The 19,100-nt window shown below is 68.8% G+C and carries 16 protein-coding genes; 9 read left to right on the forward strand and 7 right to left on the reverse strand.

What is annotated here, in order from left to right; translation table 11 throughout:
- Nucleotides 1-3,627: 3,627 nt before the first annotated feature.
- On the reverse strand, nt 3,628-4,428 hold the full coding sequence (locus tag ABFX55_RS08345) for a DUF2268 domain-containing putative Zn-dependent protease (RefSeq protein WP_346119253.1): 801 nt from the start codon (nt 4,426-4,428) through the stop codon (nt 3,628-3,630).
- 68 nt (nt 4,429-4,496) lie between these two features.
- On the opposite strand from ABFX55_RS08345, the gene ABFX55_RS08350 reads away from it, so the two are divergent.
- The 5 genes from ABFX55_RS08350 (at nt 4,497) to ABFX55_RS08370 (ending at nt 9,338) form a co-directional block, all read left to right on the forward strand.
- Entirely contained in the window at nt 4,497-5,453 is a 957-nt protein-coding gene (locus tag ABFX55_RS08350; RefSeq protein WP_346119254.1) for a helix-turn-helix transcriptional regulator, read from the forward strand.
- Nucleotides 5,450-6,388, forward strand: coding sequence for an inositol-3-phosphate synthase (locus tag ABFX55_RS08355; protein ID WP_346119256.1), 939 nt, complete (start codon nt 5,450-5,452; stop codon nt 6,386-6,388). The genes ABFX55_RS08350 and ABFX55_RS08355 overlap by 4 nt, the downstream gene beginning before the upstream one ends.
- 52 nt (nt 6,389-6,440) lie before the next feature.
- Nucleotides 6,441-7,532 carry a sensor histidine kinase gene (locus ABFX55_RS08360; protein ID WP_346119258.1) on the forward strand — a complete coding sequence of 364 codons (1,092 nt, stop codon included), beginning with the start codon at nt 6,441-6,443 and terminating at the stop codon, nt 7,530-7,532.
- Nucleotides 7,529-8,185 carry a response regulator gene (locus ABFX55_RS08365; protein WP_346119260.1) on the forward strand — a complete coding sequence of 219 codons (657 nt, stop codon included), beginning with the start codon at nt 7,529-7,531 and terminating at the stop codon, nt 8,183-8,185. Before ABFX55_RS08360 ends, ABFX55_RS08365 begins: the two co-directional genes overlap by 4 nt.
- 259 nt (nt 8,186-8,444) lie before the next feature.
- The gene (locus tag ABFX55_RS08370) at nt 8,445-9,338 is read left to right on the forward strand and encodes a hypothetical protein (RefSeq protein ID WP_346119261.1); all 894 of its coding nucleotides are present in this window, start codon (nt 8,445-8,447) and stop codon (nt 9,336-9,338) included.
- A 10-nt stretch (nt 9,339-9,348) separates the two neighbouring features.
- Here ABFX55_RS08370 and murG read toward each other — a convergent pair whose 3' ends face one another.
- Nucleotides 9,349-10,482, reverse strand: a complete 1,134-nt coding sequence (gene murG / locus ABFX55_RS08375) for an undecaprenyldiphospho-muramoylpentapeptide beta-N-acetylglucosaminyltransferase (protein ID WP_346119263.1) — start codon at nt 10,480-10,482, stop codon at nt 9,349-9,351.
- Between the two features lie 133 nt (nt 10,483-10,615).
- Between murG and ABFX55_RS08380 the strand changes: the two genes are divergently transcribed.
- Both ABFX55_RS08380 and ABFX55_RS08385 read left to right on the forward strand, forming a co-directional pair.
- Nucleotides 10,616-12,148 (forward strand): cytochrome P450 family protein, encoded by a 1,533-nt coding sequence (locus ABFX55_RS08380; RefSeq protein ID WP_346119265.1) that lies wholly within the window; start codon nt 10,616-10,618, stop codon nt 12,146-12,148.
- Nucleotides 12,149-12,157: 9 nt separating this feature from the next.
- A complete protein-coding gene (locus ABFX55_RS08385; RefSeq protein ID WP_346119267.1) occupies nt 12,158-13,096 on the forward strand; it encodes a Ppx/GppA family phosphatase in 939 nt (312 codons plus the stop codon).
- On the opposite strand, the gene ABFX55_RS08390 is transcribed toward ABFX55_RS08385, so the two are convergent.
- Genes ABFX55_RS08390 through ABFX55_RS08405 form a run of 4 tightly spaced genes read right to left on the reverse strand, consistent with a single transcriptional unit; the run spans nt 13,087 to nt 14,552 of the window.
- Complete coding sequence (locus ABFX55_RS08390; RefSeq protein WP_346119269.1) at nt 13,087-13,278, reverse strand: hypothetical protein; 192 nt, start codon at nt 13,276-13,278, stop codon at nt 13,087-13,089. The genes ABFX55_RS08385 and ABFX55_RS08390 overlap by 10 nt on opposite strands.
- Nucleotides 13,275-13,700: an ATP-binding protein gene (locus ABFX55_RS08395; RefSeq protein ID WP_346119271.1), complete on the reverse strand. Its 426-nt coding sequence runs from the start codon at nt 13,698-13,700 to the stop codon at nt 13,275-13,277. The genes ABFX55_RS08390 and ABFX55_RS08395 overlap by 4 nt, the downstream gene beginning before the upstream one ends.
- Before the next feature lie 17 nt (nt 13,701-13,717).
- A complete protein-coding gene (locus ABFX55_RS08400) occupies nt 13,718-13,966 on the reverse strand; it encodes a hypothetical protein (RefSeq protein WP_192775618.1) in 249 nt (82 codons plus the stop codon).
- Between the two features lie 28 nt (nt 13,967-13,994).
- Nucleotides 13,995-14,552, reverse strand: coding sequence for a TetR/AcrR family transcriptional regulator (locus ABFX55_RS08405; RefSeq protein ID WP_346119273.1), 558 nt, complete (start codon nt 14,550-14,552; stop codon nt 13,995-13,997).
- A 100-nt stretch (nt 14,553-14,652) separates the two neighbouring features.
- On the opposite strand from ABFX55_RS08405, the gene ABFX55_RS08410 reads away from it, so the two are divergent.
- On the forward strand, nt 14,653-16,203 hold the full coding sequence (locus ABFX55_RS08410) for an MDR family MFS transporter (protein WP_346119275.1): 1,551 nt from the start codon (nt 14,653-14,655) through the stop codon (nt 16,201-16,203).
- A gap of 9 nt (nt 16,204-16,212) precedes the next feature.
- Here the strand turns inward: ABFX55_RS08410 and ABFX55_RS08415 are convergent, their stop codons facing one another.
- Nucleotides 16,213-16,710, reverse strand: coding sequence for a GNAT family N-acetyltransferase (locus ABFX55_RS08415; RefSeq protein WP_346119277.1), 498 nt, complete (start codon nt 16,708-16,710; stop codon nt 16,213-16,215).
- Nucleotides 16,711-16,814: 104 nt separating this feature from the next.
- On the opposite strand from ABFX55_RS08415, the gene hypF reads away from it, so the two are divergent.
- Nucleotides 16,815-19,088 (forward strand): carbamoyltransferase HypF, encoded by a 2,274-nt coding sequence (hypF, locus tag ABFX55_RS08420; RefSeq protein ID WP_346119279.1) that lies wholly within the window; start codon nt 16,815-16,817, stop codon nt 19,086-19,088.
- Nucleotides 19,089-19,100 lie beyond the last annotated feature (12 nt).

Consider the following 19,100-nt stretch of genomic DNA (forward strand, 5'->3'; position numbering starts at 1 on the left):
GGGGGCAGATGAACGGGTGCCCGCGAGACGATGGGGGAGGGAGGGAGGAAACCGGGGCGCGAGACGGACGGACGACGGAACGGGAGGAAAGTCTCTAGCGAGACGGGAGCTGTGGGTACGTGTGGGGAGGGGACGGGCCCGACGGCTCAGGAGGAGGTACGGGACGAGGAATGGGGCGTACGAGGACTGTTATCGTCGACGCTGGTCTGCACCGCAAGAAAGAAAGAAAAATCAGAAAAAAAAAAAAAAGAAAAACAAAAAAAACAGAAAAAAAAAGAAAAAAGGGGGACGGACCGTGCCGAGCCCGAAGAGTGACTAGCAGACCGCGAGCGCGAGCAGAGAAAGGGTAAGAGGACAAGGAAGACCGGCGAAAATACGAAACCGTATCTACAGACGCAAGGACCGACTTAGCGAAAAAAGGGGAAAGAGCGGAAACGAAAAACCCGGCGGGCCCCCCATCACGCCGGGGATCCCGTGCCAGGAGCCTGTTACAGGCGGGCGCCGGGCCCCGGCACCCCTCGGGCGAGGAAGACACATTACCGCCGTCCTTGACGTCACACGCGGCGCCGGGGCTCGAGATGGCCAGACGTTCGGTAAAAGAAGAACACGCCGTCCACCCACCGCGGTACTGTATACCTCTCTAGCCCCACCATCACGTCTGCCCTTCTAGATACGGAAATAAAAAAGAACGCGGCTATCCTCATCGCTCTGGTAATTGAGACGAACCACGCAATGTAAAAGAAAAAAGAATACGAACCCCCCAGCTCCCCCCCCGTGGCCTGCACGGCGTCCGCAAGCAACCAGCCCCCACATGGTGAGGCCGACACGTGTGGCGTTCTCGCCACGGGCGTAGGCCGAAGAACGGAATGGCTCGGCAAGCACGCACATCTGCGCGACCCCAACCGCAACCACAGCGCCTAGCCTGTTCGGACGACCACCACCCGAGCGGCAAGAAGACTCCTACAAGCGGGAAAAGCCCACAGGATATGAGGGGAGGGGGCGCGCGGAGCGGGCGTGGGGACCTGGTGGGTAGGTGTGACGGCCGGGGGCTGCTTGTAGCACTGCCCCGTTCACCGTCGGACAAATCAAAAGAGCCGTACCTCGTGCCGGGAGTCGGAGGGAGGGGAGGGTAACCGTTTTGCCGTAGCGGTCCAGCTGCCAGGTTCCTGGGCATGGGTGCGTGAGATGGAAGCGGGGGTGGCGTGGATTGCCGCGTCGGCCGGGGGGGGTATAAACGGCGATGGGCTTCACCGGGGGCAGGGGGCAACGAGGGGGACTGTGACAATCGTATCACGGGGTGCGGTCATGACAGTAGACGGACTGTCCAGTGCAGGTGAGGCGGGGGAAAGTTTGGGGGGGTGCGGAGGGGGGGGCAGTAGGGGGGGAGTCCTCTCTGACGAGAACGGGGCTGGTCGGATTGTGAGTGAGGGCGCAATGGTGGACTCTTAAAATCTCTCCAACCATCGGCGTGATGCCGAGCCGGAGGGTTGTGGGTGATGTCGGGTAACGACGCCCGGCTCGCCGCTTCATCCGGCCCCTGCGCAGCCTGATGGGGGGTTAGGGGCGAACGATCTCTGCCTTCTTGTTCTCTTGCCGACCCCGGTCCTGGTGCGGTGGGAGGGGGTGGGGCGCCGAGGAAAGGGGGGGGAATAGACTCTGACGGGGCGGGGAGTTGAGTGTGGGATGGAGATGGTCGGGTCGGATTCGGGATCTGGGCCCTTGTGACGGGGTTCGTTTGGCGGTACGATAGGGGGTGAGGGGGCGCTTTGCCGTGGCCTGCCTCGTTTGTGGGAGGTAAGGTTCGTCATGGGGCCGGCTGATATTGGACTTGGGAAATCTGAAACCTAAGAGAAGATGAGCGGCTGTATCACCTCCCTCTGTTCAGTATATCATCCTCCTCTTCGTGTTTGTGAGTTATGTTTAGACGATTGCCTTTTTCTGATATTGTTCAAGGATTGGCTTTACTACCGTGATGTCCATCGCTGGTCTTGTGTGTTGTGTCCATGGACTTTTGGGGCGTGCGGACTCATCGCGGGACCTGACCGCGCCAATTTTTATTTCTTGGCGAGAAAACGAAGCATAGATACTTCATGGCGAGTGCTCTATCTTGCACCTAGAATAAACCCCACTTGAACCACTCACAGCCACTTGCCCCGGCCGGTCGCACAGCGGTGCGGCTAATGAAAAAAGAACGTTACCGCGAACGAAAAGACCGCAAAACATACGGGCACTCACTTTTTTTCTATTTATAATACGCCGTAAGACATCTAATACAGCTTGAAAACATCGCGGATGGTCTATGCCCGCTGCAGGTGCGTTTGTCGCGGCTGCACTATGTCCTGCACCAAGGGAGCCGAGCAAATTGCCGTCTCCCGCGGCAGGTATGATGGGGTCCAGCACCCTTGGGCCTTTTGGACGGTCATCAGCTCCGCCTTTGTCGTAGCTGCAGCACGCTTGTCCCTGTCGCAGTGCATTTAAACAAATCAATGCCCCCCCGCTTGCATGGCGGTGGGTGCTCGGGATGACCGTGGTCGCTTGTTTGTGGCGGGCAGCTGGTTTGTTTCTGAGCGGGGCTGTCCTTCTGGCGTGTTCGGTTGTTGGTAGCCTGTGGCCTTAGATGTGGAGGATGTGTTTGTGGGGGGGATGGTCTGCCAACTTCTGGGTGGGGTGTACGCCCGGCAGCTCACAATAGGAAGTTCACCCAGAACCCCCCCGACACAGACCGCCCCGTCACCCCCGCTAAACAGGGCCCGTCGGGGCCTGTGCTCACCCCTCTCAGCCGCACCCTTCAGCGCCATACCTTTCGTCCGCCTCTCTAGTCGACCGGAACACGTGCTGCTTTTGGCCCCGCAGAAGAGAAGAGTTGTGGTACATTGAGAAACTAGTGGGGATGCAACTCAGCCGCCTCCCCACTGTGACATGTGCTAACTTCGGCGGCTCGTTTTTACACCGACCGTGCTATAGTCCCCTGTCGGCACGCCGTGCTGCACCGCCGCGGCGCGTGGACCTGCTTCATGTCTCATTACACCCAAGTTGGACCGCCTCGGGATGACTACGTCGCGCCGCTGTACGCTTGTCCTGGTCAGATGTTGATATGCTTTTGACAATCTCCGGAAACATATTAATGAACAAAAGTTTAAGAAACCGCGAATACCTGTCTGCAGGTACTGTACTTTAGCCAATGACCCCCTCGGTTTTTTCAGAATGCTTATCCTAGAACCGGCTTTCGTCTTTGCTTGGGTATTCTAGATTGTCTTTCACTAGCTATCTTTTAGTGTGAGTATTTCCACACAACCTTTCCACGTCCCACCTCCCATTATGCCCCCCAACGCTCCTGTAGGGCTTGCCCGTCCCCATATACCTTTGTTCCTCTCGACGCCCACCCAACAGTGTATTATTGTGTTCCCTCCTGTTTTGCTTGTTTTTGTTTCGCGTACGCCAGTTGTACACGCTCTTTTACACAATAAATAACAGAATTCGTACGATAATAAATTACTGATTCACACACTGCTAGTCCTATTACTTTGTGCGTCTTACCCGTTCCCTGTAATATGTTACATGTCTCAACGCTACTCACTGTATATTGAGCATTCCGTAGTATGGTGCTGTGTTTGAGGGTTGACAATCTCATGTGTCACCTTGTCCGGTGTATTCTTGGGGTTCTGGCATGCGCGGGGGTTCTCGGAGCATGATGGTCTTGTAGATATCGGTGGTCTTTTTCGATCCTGGCGAGGTAGACCGGATGCGTTGTGCGCGGGGCGAGGCTGCGGGGAAAGCGGTGGGCGGGGCTTGCGTCCTACGAGTGGGATGGGTAGAGGGGGGGAAAAATTGAGTGGCGGGTGGACAGTCCATCGCCCCCGGGCCTGACATCTCGCGGACGAACGCCTCGGCCAGGCCCTCGGCGACGACGTGCTCGCCGACGGTGACGGTCTCGGGGTTCCACTCGACGTTGCGGAAGCGGACGTTGTGGTGGAACTCGTGCACCGCGCAGTGCGCGATCCTGTCGATGACGTCCTCGCGGGGCCAGGCGATGACGTAGAGCCAGTCGCCGTAGGAGCCCATGCCGTAGTAGCCGCCCGCGACGTCCATGAGATAGTCGTCGTCGGGGTCGCCGAGAACGAACATCACGTTCAGGTGGTCGGGGCCGTCGAAGCTCCTCAGACGGTCGGCGGCGTCGGCCAGCGCCCGCTCGATCCGGCCCCTGACGTCCCTGTCGATGAGGTTTCGCACGGCGGGCAGGTAGCGCTCGTCCTCGCGGTCGACGCGGAAGCCCGAGCCCATGTGGTGGAGGTCGACGCTGTCGCCCGGCATGGGGATGGAGGCCCGCATGGGCGCCAGCATCGCCGTCAGCAGGGCGGGGCGCTCCTCGAGAGGGCGCTCCAGCAGGTCGGCCATCGCGGAGAAGGTGTCGTGAACGGTGAACTTCATGCCGAGGACGCTAAAGGCTCCCGTTACGTGAGGCTCAACCCCTTTTCTCCTGAGGACACAATGGGGACATGCGCGCCAGCCGTCTGCTCTCCCTCCTGTTGCTGCTCCAGACGCGCGGCCGCATGACCGCCACCGAGCTGGCCGAGGAGCTCGAGGTGTCGGTCAGGACCGTCTACCGCGACGTCGAGGCCCTGTCCTCCTCCGGTGTGCCGGTCTACGCCGACCGCGGTCCCGCGGGCGGCTACCAGTTGCTCGACGGCTACCGCACCAGGCTCAACGGGCTCACCGCGGCCGAGGCCTCCTCGCTGTTCCTGGCCGGGATGCCCGGCCCCGCGGCCGAGCTGGGCCTCGGGGAGGTGGCGGCCAACGCCGAGCTGAAGCTGCTGGCCGCCCTGCCGCCCGAGCCGCGCTCCCGGGCGACCATGATGCGCGAGCGCTTCCACCTCGACGTGCCGGGCTGGTACCGGGGCGCCGACGACGTGCCGCACCTGGCCGAGGTGGCCGAGGCGGTGTGGGACCACCGTCCGCTGCGCATGAGGTACCGGCGGTGGGGGCGCCAGGAGGTGGACAGGGTGATCCATCCGTACGGGCTGGTCCTCAAGGGCGGCTCGTGGTACATGGTCGCCGCCCCGCCCGGCGGCGACCCGCGCACCTACCGCGTCTCGCGCATCCTGGCGATGGAGACCCTGCAGGGCCGCTTCGAGCGGCCGCCCGGCTTCGAGCTGGCGGAGTTCTGGCAGGCCTACGCCAAGGACTTCAGGGAGAAGATGTACACCGCCGAGGCCGTCATCAGGTTCGAGCCCGGCGCGGAGAGCCTGCTGGAGTACACCCTCAGCATGCCCGTGCCGATGCCGGAGCCCGACCCCGACGGGTGGCGGACGGTGACCGTGCCCATCGAGTCGGTCAGGCACGCCCGCTGGCTGCTGCTGCGGATGGGCGCGAGCGTCGAGGTCCTGGCCCCCGCCGAACTGCGCGACCTGATGCGGCAGTCGGTCGCGGACCTCGGCAAGATATACCAATCATGAGCAAAGTACATGTGGGTCTCGTCGGCGTGGGCAACTGCGCCTCCTCGCTGGTGCAGGGTGTGGAGTTCTACAGGGGCAGCGACTACCCCGACAGCGCGGGCTTCGCCGTGGGCGACGTGGTCTTCACCGCCGCCTTCGACGTCACGCCCTCCAAGATCGGCAAGGACCTGTCCGAGGCGATCTGGGCCGCGCCCAACAACGCCGCCGTCTTCGCCGAGGTGCCGCACCTGGGAGTGCGCGTCGAGGAGGGCGTTCTCGGCGAGGACTTCGGCGACCTGGAGGACGCCAGAGGCTCGGCCACCCCCCAGGCGGTCGCCGAGCGGCTGCGCGCCACCGGCACGCACGTCCTGGTCAGCTTCCTGCCTGTCGGGCACCAGCGGACCACCGAGCTGTACGCCGAGGCCGCGCTGCTGGCCGGCTGCGCGTTCGTCAACTGCATGCCCGCGGTCCTGGCCCGCTCGGCCGAGTGGGCGGGCAGGTTCGAGGCGGCGGGACTGCCGCTGGTGGGCGACGACCTCAAGAGCCAGTTCGGCTCCACGCTCGTGCACCGCGCGCTCGTCGACACCCTGACCAGGGCAGGGGTACGGCTGCGCGACACCTACCAGCTCAACGCCGGTGGCAACATGGACTTCAGGGCCATGCGCGACCCCGCCAGGATGGCGGGCAAGAAGGCGACCAAGGCCAAGGGCATGTCGGCCGAGGGCAACGTCCACGTCGGCGCCGAGTACATCCCCTTCCTGGCCGACAGGAAGATCGCCTACATCAGGCTGGAGGGCGAGGCGTTCGGCGGCACCGCGATGGAGATCGAGCTGCGCATGAGCGTCGAGGACTCCCCGAGCGCCGCGGGCAACGTCCTCGAGGCGGTACGGCAGGCCCGGCGCGCCATGCTGGACGGCCGCTCAGGCGTGCTCGACGCAGGCGTCATGAAGGCGTGAATACCGCGTGGGGTGGATGCCCCCGACGGCGGAGGCGGCCTACGTTGGCGATGTGACCAGATACGTCCTCGTCCCCTGCGCGGCCGTCGTCGTCGTCATCTCCACGATCATGGCTCAGGGCAACCAGCACGGCGCCCGCCCTCTCGACGCGCTCGGCTACGCGCTGCTGGGCGCCACCGCGCTCGGCCTGGCCTGGCTACGTGGCAGGCCGGAGGTGAGCGTGGCGGTCTGCTGCCTGACCGCGGCCGTGGTGCTCGCCCTCGGCTACGCCTACGCGCTGTGGGCCGTCCCCGCTCTGATCGCGATGTTCACCGCCATCGCGGAGGGCCGCAGGCGCGAGGGCTGGGCGGGCGCCGCCTTCCTCGTCGCCTTCCCCGCGGCGGGGGCCCTGCTCGCCTACGACGCGGGCAACCTTGGCGCGCTGCTGGTCTGGGCGCTGGTCGTGGCGCTGACCGGGCAGCTGGCCGAGGTGTCGAGGGCCAGGCGCGGCTACATCGCCGAGCTGGAGCGCACCCGCGAGGAGGAGGCGCGCAGGCGCGCCCGCGACGAACGCCTCAAGATCGCGAGGGAGCTGCACGACGTCACCTCGCACACGATCTCGCTCATCGCGCTGCAGGCCGCCGTCGCGGCCGAGGCCGTCGAGCGCGCCGGCGGGCCGCCCGAGGCGCGCGCGGCCCTGGGCGTCATCCGCACGGCCAGCCGCGAGGCGGTGTCCGAGATGAAGGGGCTGCTCGGGGTGTTGCGTCACGCGGACGGCGACCAGGCGGGCAGGTCGCCGATGCCGGGGCTCGCCAGGCTCGGCGAGCTCGTCGCCTCCTCCGCGCTGCCGGTGCGGCTCGCCTTCGAGGGCGACAGACGGCCGCTGCCGCCGGTCGTCGAGCTGACCGCCTACCGGATCGTGCAGGAGGCGCTGACCAACACCGTGCGGCACGCCAGAGCAGCCGCGGCGCAGGTGACGCTGCGCTACGAGAGCGGAGGGGTGGTCGTGGAGGTCGTCGACGACGGCAGGGGAGCGCGCAGCGGCGGGAGCGCGGGACACGGCCTCGCGGGCATGGCCGAGCGGGTGGCCGCCGTCGGCGGCTCGCTCAGCACCGGCGACAGGCCGGAGGGCGGTTTCGGCGTGGCCGCGTGGCTGCCGGCATGATCACCGTCCTGCTCGCCGACGACCAGCCCATGGTCAGGGCGGGGCTGCGCGCGCTGCTCGACACCGAGCGGGACCTGTCGGTGCTGGGGGAGGCCTCCGACGGGCGCGAGGCCGTACGGCAGGCCGCCGCGCTCAGGCCCGACGTGGTGCTGATGGACATCAGGATGCCCGAGCTGGACGGCCTGGAGGCCACCCGCAGGATCGTCGCGGCCCGCACCTCGCGCGTGGTCGTGGTGACCACCTTCGACCTCGACGAGTACGTCTACGAGGCGCTGCGAGCGGGGGCCAGCGGCTTCCTGGTGAAGGACGCCGAGCCGGCCGAGCTGCGGCGGGCCGTCAGGGTGGCGGCCAGGGGCGACGCGCTGCTGTCGCCGGGGGTGACGCGCAGGCTCATCGAGGAGTTCGCGGCCAGGCCGGGCGCGCGCCGTGACGAGAGCAGGCTGACGGCGCTGACGGCGCGCGAACGGGAGGTGCTGGGCAGGATCGCGCAGGGACAGAGCAACGGGCAGATCGCCGAGACGCTGTTCATGAGCCCTGCGACGGTGAAGACGCACGTCAACCGGATCATGTCGAAGCTGGGGCTGCACGACAGGGCGCAGCTCGTGGTGCTGGCCTACGAGAGCGGGCTGGTGCGCCCCGGTGGCGGCGTATGATCCCCCGCATGACGGGGGATCAACCATTTACGATCATGGATTCTGGCGTGCCGGAGGAGGGCGCCGGGAGGTTACGCGCCCGCGCCGCGCCGCTGTCGAGCTTCCGCGAGGGGCGGATGCCCGACAGGCCCGCAGGCCGTGCCCGGGATCGAAGGTCCGGCAGCGGGCACCTGGCAGGTGGCGGAGGCCCCGCGGCGCGGCGTCGGCGAGGGCAGCGAAGCCTTCCGCCATCTGGACGGGCGACCGTATGATCCAAGCAATGTCTGGACAGGACGTGACAGTCGTCGTCGACCCGAGCGTGCCCGAAGAGGTGGCCTGGAGCCTGAGGTCGAACGCCCAGCTGCTGGCCAGGATCAGGCGAGGCCTCACGCCCGAGCACGAACTCGACGACGACTCCCTGCCGCGGGGGCTGGTCCTGGTGGGCGCCGTCGGCCTGGTGCTGCTCGACCTCGTCTTCTTCTTAGCCGGCCTGATCCCCCTGGTCATCCTCACCACCGGCACGATCCTGCTCCTCCTGCTCAGCAGGAGCCTGTCGGCCATGAAGCCCGTCGACGAGGAGCCCGAGGGGCAGGGCGACCTCATCCAGCGGGCCCGCTGGTACGACGGGCGCTACTACCTGCGCGAGGACTTCGACGCCGAGGCGCTCCCGCTGCTGGCGCGCACGCAGCGGGCGATCAACTCCGTCCTCGGTTCGCACGTCAACGCCGAGGGGCTCCTCGACGACGTGCGCAACTCCGTCATGCTGCCCCAGCAGGAGTGGGAGATCGCCCGCCTGCTGGCCAAGCTGTCGGCCCTGCGCGCCGAGCACAACGAGCTCATCGCCGACGGCATCGCCCCTGAGGTGGCCAAGGCCGTGCAGCCGCTCGAACGGGCGCTGCTCAACAGCGAGGCGGCCGTGGCGGCCAGAGTCGAGGCGCTGGAGCGCTACGCGGGGCACGTGGCCGAGGCCGAGCGGGCCTACCACGCGCACGGCCAGATCGAGGAGCTGCGCGCAAGGCTGCCGCGCTACGAGGAGCTGGTGGCCGAGTCGGGAGCCGACGGCTTCGCCGTACCGGAGATCTCCAGGCTGTCGGAGGACGCCGACCGGCTGGAGAGGGCGCTGAGGCGGAGCGTGAGCTCCGCCCACGAGGCCTTCCGCTACCTCGACGGCTGAGAGCGCCGCGTCACTGGGGCGGCCTGGCCGACTGCAGCAGCACGTCGGCCAGCATCTCGGCCGCGTCCACCCTGCCCAGCTTGTGCGCGGCCTCGGCCATCGACGCGCGCAGCGCGGGGTCGGCCAGCAGCGGCATCAGCTCGGCCAGCAGCAGCTCGGCCGAGGGGCCTGGCTCCAGCAGCGCCCTGGCGGCGCCGGCCGAGGCCAGGTAGCCGGCGTTCTTGCGCTGCTCGTCGCCGCCGCTCGGGATCAGCGGGATCAGCAGCGAGGGCTTGCCGATCGCGGTCAGCTCCGAGACGGTGCCCGCGCCGCTGCGCGAGATGACCACGTCGGCCGCGGCGAACAGGTCGGGCAGTTCAGGACCGACGTAGGGCACAGGGTGGTAGCGCTCGGCCAGGTGGGGCGGCAGCGCGATGGCGCGCATCTGGTCGATCCACGCGGGCCCGCACTGGTGGATGATCTGCGCGTACGGCAGCAGCCGCGGCAGGATCTCCGTGACGAGGGTGTTGATCTGCTTGCTGCCCTGGGCGCCACCGGTCACATAGATGAGCGGCACCTCGAAGGTCAGCCCGAACTGGTCGTAGGCGGCGGCCCTGTCGCCGTGCAGCAGTTCGGGCCGCACGGGATTGCCCGTCACGACCGCCCTGTCGCGCACCGAGGCGGGCAGGTACTCCAGCGACGACTCGTGCGAGAGCGCGATGCGGGTGGCCATCCTGGCCAGGATGCGGTTGGCCAGGCCCACGACCGTGGTCTGCTCGTGCATGACCAGCGGACGGCGCAGCAGCCTGGCCGCCACGCCGATCGGCACCGCCACGTAGCCGCCCGTCGACAGGACCACGTCGGGCTTGTAGCGGGCCGCGTGCGCGATCGCCTGCGCCACCCCGAGCGGGATGCGGAACAGGTCCGCCAGGTTGGTGCCGAGCTCCCGCAGGTTGGGACGGCGGCGCAGCTTGCCCGTGGTGATCGCCTCGAACGGGATGCCGTGCTCGGCGGTGATCCTGGCCTCGAGGCCGCTGGCCGTGCCGACCCACAGGACATCGTGGGGCACGCGACGCCGCTGCAGTGCGGCGAGGGTGGTGAGGGCGGGATAGGTATGGCCGCCGGTGCCGCCACCGGTCACCAGCAGACGAAGAGTTCGTGTCACTGGCTCAGAGTATTGCCGCGCGGCGGAGGCCGGTGTGGCCGGTATGGGGGGCGGGACGTGTCGGCGGTGCGCGGCGCGCCCGCGCGTGCCCCCTCCGAGTGTCATGACCACCAGGAAGGGTAAGCGCCCTTGCATGCCGACAATCACCCAGGGCGACCTGTACACCGCGACGCTGGAGGTCGTGGAGCACCCGCCGCTCGGCGTGCCCGCCCTCGACGGCGGTCCGCGCGAAGCCGTCGTACGGCTGGCGGGCGAACGGTCGCTGGTGCGGATCCTCGACGGGGGCGACGGCCGCGACCTCGACCTGGTGCTGCCGGGGGGCTACCGGCACCGCCACGGGAAGGTGCGGCTGACCGCCCACCGCCTGGCCGAGGGCGTGTTCGCGATCAAGGCGGGCGAGCACAGGATCGCGCTGCTGCGCCTGCGCGACCCCGCGCTGGGCATGCCGGCCTTCGACCCCTCGGGCAACCACCATCCCGCGCTGCGCCCGACCAGGCCGATGCGGTGGCGGCGTGCCAGGGTGCAGGGAAGGGTGTCGCCGTGGGAGACGCTGCGGCTCGGCGCGGAGGTCGCCCTGCCGCTCCTGGTCCAGGGGGCGATCCTGCGGTGGCGGCTGGGCGTGCGGCTGGCCGCGCTCATCAGGGCCGACAGCCGCGCCAACCGGCTGCTGGCGCGGCTGCGCGACAGGCACGACGGCGGACCGCTGATGATCAGGATCCCGCTGCGCGGCTGGGCGGTGATCCCGCTGAAGGAGGCCGACGTGCGGCGGGTGCTGCACGGCGCCGAGTTCACCCCCGCCAACAGGGAGAAGAGGGGCGCGCTCAGCCACTTCCAGCCCGACGCGGTGCTCATCACCAGGGACCCCGAACTGCGCGCCCAGCGCAGGGCCTTCAACGAGGAGGTGCTGCGCCCCGAGCCGATCGCGCAGGAGGTCAGGCAGAAGGTCGCGCAGGAGATGGCGACGCTCCCTACCGAGGGTGTGCTGACCTGGAGCCGCTTCCACGCCGCGCACCAGAGGCTGGCGCGCCGCATCGTGCTGGGCGACTCGGCCCGAGACGACGAGGCGGTCACCCGGCTGCTCGACCGGCTGCGCGCCGACGCCAACTGGTTCTACCTGCGCGCCCGCAAGACCGACGTGCGGGTGGCCTTCCAGCGGCGGATCGAGGGGCATCTGCGCAGGGCCGAGCGGGGCAGCCTGGCACGCGTGCTGGCCCAGACCCGTACCGACCCCGCGGTGCACCCCGAGGGGCAGGTGCCGCACTGGCTGTTCGCCTACGACGCGGCAGGCATCACGGCCTGGCGGGCGCTCACGCTGCCGGCCGTCCACGCGGGCCCGCACGATCCCGAGCACCTGCGCGCCGCGGTGCTCGAAGCGCTGCACCGGTGGCCCACCACGCCGGCCATCCTGCGCGACACCACCGCGCCGACCCGCTGGCGAGGGGTCACCCTGCCCGAGGGCAGCATCGCGGCGGTCATCACCTCCTTCACCGACGAGGTGCCCTTCAGCGACGGGCCCGCCGCCTGCCCCGGTAAGGACCTGGTGCTGCTCACGGCCACGGAGGTGCTCGCCGCGATCCTGCGCGACAGGGAGGTCGCCGCGCTGTCGCGGCGCTCGCCCCTCGACCACTTCGGGGTCCGCTTCGCCGTACGGCCTCGCGAGCGATAGCGTTCGCCCATGCGACTAGGCGTTCTGGACATAGGGTCCAATACCGTCCATCTCCTGGTGGTGGACGCGCATAGAGGGGCCAGGCCGATCCCCGCCTCCTCCCACAAGGAGGAGCTGCGCCTGTCGGAGCATCTGGAGGACGACAACCGCCTGTCGGCGCGGGGCATCGCACGGCTGGGGGAGTTCGTCACCGAGGCGCTGGAGATCGCCGAGGACAAGGGCGTGGAGGACTTCATGGCCTTCGCCACCTCCGCGGTGCGCGACGCGGCCAACGGCGTGCAGGTGCTCGCCGAGATCAACGCCCGCTGCGGGGTGGACATCCAGGTGCTGTCGGGCAGGGACGAGGCCAGGCTGACCTTCCTCGCCGCGCGCCGCTGGTTCGGCTGGTCGTCGGGGCGGATGCTGACCCTCGACATAGGAGGCGGCTCGCTGGAGATCGCCGCGGGCATGGACGAGGAGCCCGATGTGGCCGTCTCCCTCCCGCTGGGCGCGGGCAGGCTCACCCGTGACTGGCTGACCGCCGACCCGCCCACCGCCGACGAGGTGCGCAAGCTGCGCAAGCACGTGCGCGCCGAGATCGGCCGCATGGTCGGCGACGTGGTCAGGTACGGCGAGCCGCACTGCGCGGTCGCCACCTCCAAGACCTTCAAGCAGCTGGCCAGGATCACGGGGGCCAGGCCCTCCAACGAGGGCCTCTACGTCTCGCGCTCGCTCACCAGGGGCGCGATGGCCGAGTGGGCCGTCAAGCTGACCAGGATGACCGCCGAGGAGCGGGCCACGCTGCCGGGCGTGTCCGAGGGGCGCGCGGCCCAGCTGGCCGCGGGCGCGATCGTGGCCGACGCGGTCATGGACCTGTTCGAGATCCGCGAGCTCGACCTGTGCCCGTGGGCGCTGCGGGAGGGCGTCATCCTGCGCCGCCTCGACCTGATGCCTGGCCTTCAGGGCTGAGAGTGCTCGCTGGGAAGAGACATCTCACTTGAAAGGCGCATGAGGTACCAGGAACCGGGCAGCGCACGATCCATGATCTGGACGCTGCTCAGCCTGGCCATCTCGCTGACGATCGTCTTCGGGCTCGTCGCGCTCGCCCTGATCATCATCTCCCTGATCGTCCTGGCGGCGCTGGCCGTCATGGCCGCTCTGTCGGCGAGGGAGCCTCGACGAAGCGCAGCCTCTTCTCCAGGCTGACGATCGTGCCGCGCTCCCTGCGGTGGGTGAAGCGGACGTCGTCGGCCAGGGCCCGCATGATCTGCAGCCCACGCCCGTGCTCCGAGCCGGGCGTGGGCTCGCGCACCTGGTGCGGATCGAACCCCGCGCCGGTGTCGATCACCCTGATCACGCACCGGTCGTTGTAGACGCCGGCGCTCACGGTGTAGTCGTCACTAGGCGTCGCGTGTTTGATCACGTTGGCGCAGGCCTCGGAGAGCATGAGCTCGATGTCGTCCCTGATCGTCGGCATGACGCCGAGCGAGCGCAGGGTGCCGTCGAGCGTCTGCCTGATCACCGGGACGCTCGCCGCGTCCCTGGGCAGTCGCAGTGCGATGGTCGCCTCCACTGGGGGGGACCCCTCTCCTAGATCTCGGGGATCTGTCCGACCGCGCGCTCCTCGCCCCTGTCCAGGATCATCTGGTTCAGGGTCTCGACGAGCTCTTCCTGTTCGTAGTCGCCGTCCGGCAGACGGTCGAAGTACGCCATGAGGTCGGCGGGCAGGTCCGCTGCCGTCATGCGCTCGTTGATCTCCAGGCGGCTCAGCCGTTCCTGGCCCGTGTAGAGGGCGTCGATGAGCTCCTTGACGTGTTCTGTCTCCTTCTTCTCGGTCATGGCATGCCCGTGCCCAAGACAGAGCGCCTCAATCGTCGCAGGGGCCTTCGAGGATCTCCAGGGCCACCTTCTTTGCGGCCGCTCGGCGCTCGTCGTCGGTGACGTCGTAGTGGTGGGTCAGCCACATGGCCGCGTGGAGGGTGAACAGCGCCATGGAGCCGCGCAGCCTCACGTGGAGGGGGTCGTCGGGGGAGCTGAGCTCGGCGCTGAGCTCGATCATCCGCTCGCGCATCCGGTGAATGGTCGGATGGTCGCGCAGCGCGGTCTGGTTGCGCTCGAGAAAACGGGTGATCTCCTGGTGACGCGACTGCGCGAGCTGCGCGGCGTAGCGGACGACGAGCTCTCTGCGGGTCTCGGCGCTCCTGGGCTGTGAGCGCGCCCACCTCGCGAGCTCCTCGGTCTCGGCCACCCTCATCTCGGCCAGGCTGGCGACGATGTCGTCCTTGGTCTTGAAGTGATAGTAGAGGGCCGCCTTCGTGACGCCGAGCTCCTCGGCGATCTCGCGCAGGGACGTGGCCTCGTAGCCCTGCTCGATGAAGAGCCTGAGCGCGATCTCCTGGATCTTCGCCCGGGTGTCGTCTCGCATAACGGTCCTAATCGCTTGACGGCCGGCAAGTAAGACCTTAGCTTAGCCGTTGCTTGCCGGTCGGCAAGTAAGGGGATCTACAAGATCGGGGAGTGAATCGGTGGAGCGACGGCGCGAGGTCATGGCGGTCCTGCCGGGCCTGATGGCCGCCATGGTGCTGGCGATGCTCGACAACATGATCGTGGGCACCGCCATGCCGCGCATCGTCGAGGAGCTGGGCGGCCTGACCCATCTGTCCTGGGTCGTCACCGCGTACGTCCTGGGGACGACGGTCTCGACCCCCATCTGGGGCAAGATCGGTGACCTGTACGGACGCAAGAACATCTTCATGGGCTCGATCGTGCTCTTCATGCTCGGCTCCGTGCTGTGCGGCATGGCGGGCTCGTCCATGCTGGGCGGCCCCGAGGACGGCATGACCCAGCTCATCGCCTTCCGCGCGCTGCAGGGCCTGGGCGCGGGCGGTCTCATGGTCAACGCGATGGCCATCATCGGCGACCTGGTCCCGCCGCGTGAGCGCGGCCAGTACCAGGGCGTGATGGCGGGCGTCATGTCGCTGGCGATGATCGCCGGGCCGCTGGTCGGCGGATTCATCACCGACCACCTCGACTGGCGCTGGGCCTTCTACGTGAACCTGCCCGTCGGCGCCGTCGCCCTGGCGCTGCTGGCGGTGAAGCTCAAGCTGCCCAAGCTGCGCAGCCAGGCGCGCATCGACTGGCTCGGCGCGGCCCTGCTGTCGATCGGCATCACCGCGCTGGTCCTCATCACCACCTGGGGCGGCAACGACTACGACTGGACCTCGCCGCAGATCCTCGGCCTGGCCGCGCTGGCCGTGGTCAGCATCGCCGTCTTCATCCCCGTCGAGCGCCGGGCCGCCGAGCCGATCATGCCGCTGCAGCTGTTCCGCAACCGCAACTTCACGCTGATCTCGGCCGTCGGCTTCCTGCTCGGCTTCGCCATGTTCGGCGCCATCAACTTCCTGCCGCTCTACCAGCAGACCGTGCAGGGCGCCACGGCGACCAACTCGGGCCTGCTGCTGCTGCCGATGATGGGCGCGGCGATGGTCGTGTCGCTGTTCGTCGGCAGGGCGATCACCAAGACCGGCAGGTACAAGCTCTATCCCGTGCTCGGCGGCGTGATCATGGCGGTCGGGATGTTCCTGCTGTCGCTCATGGGCGTGGAGACCCCCTCGTGGCAGACCGGCGTGTTCATCGCCGTCCTCGGCCTCGGCATGGGCTTCCTGATGCAGACCACGATGCTGATCGCGCAGAACAGCGTCGAGCAGAAAGACCTCGGCGTCGCCAGCAGCTCCTCCACCTTCTTCCGCTCCATCGGCGGCTCGTTCGGCGTCTCGCTGTTCGGCGCGATCTTCAACAACCAGCTGCTGTCGGGCCTGACCGACAGGTTCGGCGCGCGGGCGGCCGACGAGGTCGTCGACTCGGGCGGCAGGATGGACGCCGCCTCGCTCGGCCAGCTGACGCCGCAGGTGCGCACCGGCTTCCTGACGGCGCTGGCCGACGCGATCTCGGGCATCTTCTGGTGGGCGATCCTCTTCGCGATCGTGGTGCCGCTGCTGGCAGCCTTCGTCAAGGAGATCCCGCTGCGCGGCGGCCCCGGCGAGGAGGCGGAGCTCAAGGCCGCGGTCACCGACTGAGGCGAGCCGTCACCCGGTGAGGTCGAGCTGCATCAGCTCGGTGTCGACCCAGCGGCCCAGCTTGAAGCCGACCCCCTTCAGGCGGCCCGCGGGCTCGAATCCGAACGAGCGGTGCAGCGCGGCCGAGCCCTGCTCGCCCGTGTCGGCGATCACCGCCACCACCTGGCGGACCCCGGCCTTGGCGCAGCGCGGCAGCAGCTCGCCCAGCAGCGCCCTGCCAAGCCCCCTCCCCGTACGGCCGGGCGCCAGGTAGATCGAGTCCTCCACCGAGTGGCGGTAGGCGGGCTTGGGCCGCCACTGGCTCGCGTAGGCGTAGCCGGCCACCTCGCCCTCGACGTCGGCCACCAGGAACGGCAGGCCGCGCTCGTCCAGCTCCCTCAGGCGCCCCTCCCAGAAGGTCGCCTCCGGCGCGACCTCGTCGAAGGTGATGACGCTGGTGGCGACGTAGTGCGCGTAGATGGCGGCGACCTCGGCCAGGTCTGCGGCGGTGGCGGGACGGATCGTCATCCGCCCAGCCTAGAACCAGCGCCGAAACCGTCACCAGGGCTCGGCCTGCCAGCTCGTGACAGGCCCCCTTCTGTCCGTAACGGGTCCCGGCGGACAATGAGGAGATGAGCAGGCGTGTCCGCGCCGTGGTCCTGGTCGAAGGCATCGTGCAGGGGGTCGGATTCCGGCCCTTCGTGTACGGCCTGGCCACCGGGCTCGGCCTCGACGGGCTGGTGGGCAACGACGAGCGCGGCGTCTTCATCGAGGTCGAAGGCGCCCCCGCCACCGTCGAGGAGTTCCTGTCGACACTCAGGAAGAGCCCGCCCCCGCTGGCGCTGGTCGAGCGGATCAGCTCGGGGCTGGTTCCCGCCACGGGCGAGGCCGGATTCGTCATCTCCGGCAGCGCCACGGGCGGGCCGCGGCGCGCGCTCGTCTCCCCTGACGTGGCCACCTGCGCCGACTGCCTGCGTGAGATGGGCGACCCTGCCGATCGCAGGTACGGCTACGCCTTCACCAACTGCACCAACTGCGGCCCCCGCTTCACGATCGTCCACGGCGTGCCGTACGACAGGCCGAACACCACGATGGCCGCCTTCGCGATGTGCGCCGACTGCGCGCGGGAGTACCACGATCCGGCCGACCGGCGCTTCCACGCCCAGCCGGTGTGCTGCCCCGCCTGCGGGCCCCGGCTGCGCCTGCTCGACAGCGGCGGCGAGGAGATCGCGGGCGATCCCGTGGAGGGAACGGCGCGCCTGCTGGGCCGTGGCGGCGTCCTGGCCGTCAAGGGGCTCGGCGGCTACCATCTGGCCGCGGTCGCCGCCTGCGCGGACGCTGTCACGGCGCTGCGCGAACGCAAGCACAGGGAGGACAAGCCGTTCGCCGTCATGGTGCCCGACCTGGAGGCGGCCCGCAGGCTGTGCGACGTGGACGCGGCCGAGGAGGCCCTGCTCACCTCGCGGGCCCGCCCGATCGTCCTGCTGCGCCGGCGCGCCGACGCGGAGGTGGCGCCGCTGGTGGCGCCCGGTAACCGGTGGCTCGGCCTGATGCTGCCCTACACCCCGCTGCACCACCTCCTGCTCGGCAGGCTCGGCACGCCGATCGTGCTGACCAGCGGCAACGTCTCCGACGAGCCGATCGTGTACGTCGACGAGGACGCCATACCCCGCCTCGGCGGCATCGCCGACGCCTTCCTCACCCACGACCGCCCCATCCACATGCGCACCGACGACTCCGTGGTCCGCGCCTTCCGCGGCGAGGACCTGCCGATCCGGCGCTCCAGGGGGTACGTCCCCCACCCGCTCACCCTGGCCTGGCCCGTCCCCCGGACCGTCCTCGGCTGCGGCGCCGAGCTGAAGCACACCTTCTGCCTGGCGAGGGGCGGCCACGCCTTCGTCTCCCATCACATCGGCGACCTGGAGAACTACGAGACGCTGCGCTCCTTCACCGAGGGGGTCGACCACTTCGCGCGGGTGTTCGACCTCGCTCCCGAGGTGGTCGCCCACGACCTGCACCCGGAGTACCTGTCCACCAAGTACGCGCTCGCCAGGGAGGGGGTCGACCTGGTCGGGGTGCAGCACCACCACGCCCACATCGCCTCGTGCCTGGCCGACAACGGCGTGGCGGGACCGGTGATCGGCGTGGCCTTCGACGGTCTCGGCTACGGCGAGGACGCGACGCTGTGGGGCGGCGAGTTCCTGGTGGCGGACCTGGCCGGCTTCACGAGGGCCGGCCGGCTGGCGACGGTGCCGATGCCGGGCGGCGCGGCGGCGATCAGGCAGCCGTGGCGCATGGCCGCCGCCCACCTCGACGCCGCCTACGAGGGCGACGTGCCCGCCGACCTCGCTGTCGTACGGCGCAACGCCGATCGGTGGGAGGCCGTCGTCGCCCTCGCCCGCCGGGGTGTCAGCGCGCCACTCACCTCCAGCATGGGCAGGCTGTTCGACGCGGTCGCGACGATCGTCGGAGGTCGCGACGCGATCACCTACGAGGGCCAGGCGGCCATCGAGCTGGAGCAGTGGGCCGACCAGGCGGAGGACGGCGCCTACGGCTGCCGCCTGGTGGGGCGGGAGCCGTTCGTCGTGCCCTGCGCCGAGCTGGTCCGCGCGGTCGTCGAGGACCTGAGGGCGGGCACGGCCCCGGCGGTGATCGCCGCCCGCTTCCACAACGCGATCGCGCACGTCGTCGCCGACGGGTGCGCCCGCCTCAGGGAGTCCGGCGGGCCGGACACGGTGGCGCTGTCCGGCGGGGTGTTCCAGAACCTCCTGCTGCTCGGCCGGGCCACGGCCCTGCTGGAGGCGCGCGGGTTCCGCGTCCTGACCCATCACAGGGTGCCGCCGAACGACGGCGGGATCAGCCTCGGCCAGGCGGCCGTCGCCGCCGCCCGCGACCGGCTCCGCTGAAGCGACGCCGGG

The organism is Nonomuraea roseola (assembly GCF_039535395.1).
GTDB lineage: Bacteria > Actinomycetota > Actinomycetes > Streptosporangiales > Streptosporangiaceae > Nonomuraea > Nonomuraea roseola.

Excerpts from the sequence above, each read along its gene's own strand:
- ABFX55_RS08370 (WP_346119261.1), top strand. The coding sequence starts at position 8,445 with ATGTCTGGACAGGACGTGACAGTCGTCGTCGACCCGAGCGTGCCCGAA.
- ABFX55_RS08380 (WP_346119265.1), top strand. The coding sequence starts at position 10,616 with ATGCCGACAATCACCCAGGGCGACCTGTACACCGCGACGCTGGAGGTC.
- ABFX55_RS08400 (WP_192775618.1), bottom strand. The coding sequence starts at position 13,966 with ATGACCGAGAAGAAGGAGACAGAACACGTCAAGGAGCTCATCGACGCC.
- ABFX55_RS08365 (WP_346119260.1), top strand. The coding sequence starts at position 7,529 with ATGATCACCGTCCTGCTCGCCGACGACCAGCCCATGGTCAGGGCGGGG.
- ABFX55_RS08390 (WP_346119269.1), bottom strand. The coding sequence starts at position 13,278 with ATGACGGCCAGCGCCGCCAGGACGATCAGGGAGATGATGATCAGGGCG.
- ABFX55_RS08405 (WP_346119273.1), bottom strand. The coding sequence starts at position 14,552 with ATGCGAGACGACACCCGGGCGAAGATCCAGGAGATCGCGCTCAGGCTC.
- ABFX55_RS08350 (WP_346119254.1), top strand. The coding sequence starts at position 4,497 with ATGCGCGCCAGCCGTCTGCTCTCCCTCCTGTTGCTGCTCCAGACGCGC.
- ABFX55_RS08345 (WP_346119253.1), bottom strand. The coding sequence starts at position 4,428 with ATGAAGTTCACCGTTCACGACACCTTCTCCGCGATGGCCGACCTGCTG.
- ABFX55_RS08415 (WP_346119277.1), bottom strand. The coding sequence starts at position 16,710 with ATGACGATCCGTCCCGCCACCGCCGCAGACCTGGCCGAGGTCGCCGCC.
- ABFX55_RS08355 (WP_346119256.1), top strand. The coding sequence starts at position 5,450 with ATGAGCAAAGTACATGTGGGTCTCGTCGGCGTGGGCAACTGCGCCTCC.
- ABFX55_RS08385 (WP_346119267.1), top strand. The coding sequence starts at position 12,158 with ATGCGACTAGGCGTTCTGGACATAGGGTCCAATACCGTCCATCTCCTG.
- hypF (WP_346119279.1), top strand. The coding sequence starts at position 16,815 with ATGAGCAGGCGTGTCCGCGCCGTGGTCCTGGTCGAAGGCATCGTGCAG.